Genomic DNA, 1,282 nt, shown 5'->3' on the forward strand with positions numbered 1-1,282 from the left:
CCATATCATTAACAACGCCTGTCAGCATTAAAGAATTGCTTAAATTGCTTCTGTAAGGAGATAATCGTCATCGGCTTCACTATTGATGTAGGTAGTTTGTTTGGCGACGATTCTCTGATCATAAATGAAGCCTTTTTTCTATCTAAATAAACAAGTTAGCTCTTAAGATCCTGTCTATGAACTAGGGTTAACTTATCTCTCTGTCACTTAATGGCCATTTTACTGCGCAGTAATCTCTAAAATACTCAATAAGCAGTTACACCTTATTGTTTTATTATTGAAGAGAGGGCTCATGGCTTGTAAACCACTTGCAGTGATAATAACTGGACTATTATTAACGCCGAATTTTGCTAGCGCTGATGTTGACATTTCGAAATCTGAAAGCGATCAAGCAGCAGAACAGGCAGCAAAGGAACTTGCAAACCCAAATACAGCTTACGCTAGCCTTAATTTAAAGCTGCAGTATTCAGGTGGTTACGATGGTGGAGGGGATGCTTTCGCGACTGTATTACAGCCGACATTGCCATTCCCCATGGATAATGGTGACAAAGTGATCTTCCGCCCGGCTATCTCTTATGTACAGAACGATTTCCATATGGATTCACCAACAAGATCGCAGCATATGGACCAGTCTGGCGTTACGGACATCTCATTTGATTTAGCTTATGCGCCTAAAATGGAGGGTGGGACTATTGTCGCTTTCGGTCTGTTTGCTTCTTTGCCAACGGGCAGTAATGACCTAACGGCTGATCAATTTGCTGTCGGGCCTGAATTTATGTTCGGGAAGGCGAGTAGTGAGCGAGTTGTTGGTATGTTCCCAAACCACTTGTATGGTGTTTCTGGAAACGGAGCCGACCATTCTGATACTCGAATCAACAAGACATCGACACAAGTCTTTTGGGTGGAGATATTAGGCGGAGGTTGGACGGTAGGCTCTGCGCCGACATTCTCGTATGACTGGAATAAGGATCAGGCGGAAATTCCGTTGAATATAAGCGTAAGCAAGACTACTGTGTTGAACGGACGTCCTTGGAAGTTTGGCATTGAAGCGAACTATTACCTTGAGAAAGACGAAGAAACGCGTCCAGATTTTATGTTGAGCTTTAATATCAGCCCAGTTGTTGAAAATAAGCTGGCGTCTTTGTTCGATTAAGCCGTTATTTGAAATACAGTTTTAGAAACGAAAAAGGCTGAACGATCATCGTTCAGCCTTTTGTGTTATTGGATTGAAGCGATTCTATTAACCCGCAGCAGCCTGCATGACAGGGCGGGAGCATACTTT

At 42.9% G+C, this 1,282-nt stretch carries 1 protein-coding gene; it reads left to right on the forward strand.

The features are described 5' to 3' along the window. Nucleotides 1-292 precede the first annotated feature (292 nt). Complete coding sequence (locus tag AB4161_RS23090; protein WP_372084474.1) at nt 293-1,153, forward strand: hypothetical protein; 861 nt, start codon at nt 293-295, stop codon at nt 1,151-1,153. Nucleotides 1,154-1,282 lie beyond the last annotated feature (129 nt).

Source organism: Vibrio sp. 10N.286.51.E5, assembly GCF_041469125.1.
GTDB classification, from domain to species: domain Bacteria; phylum Pseudomonadota; class Gammaproteobacteria; order Enterobacterales; family Vibrionaceae; genus Vibrio; species Vibrio crassostreae_C.

Bases quoted from the DNA above. Each gene is read 5' to 3' on its own strand.
- AB4161_RS23090 (WP_372084474.1), top strand. From the start codon at position 293: ATGGCTTGTAAACCACTTGCAGTGATAATAACTGGACTATTATTAACG.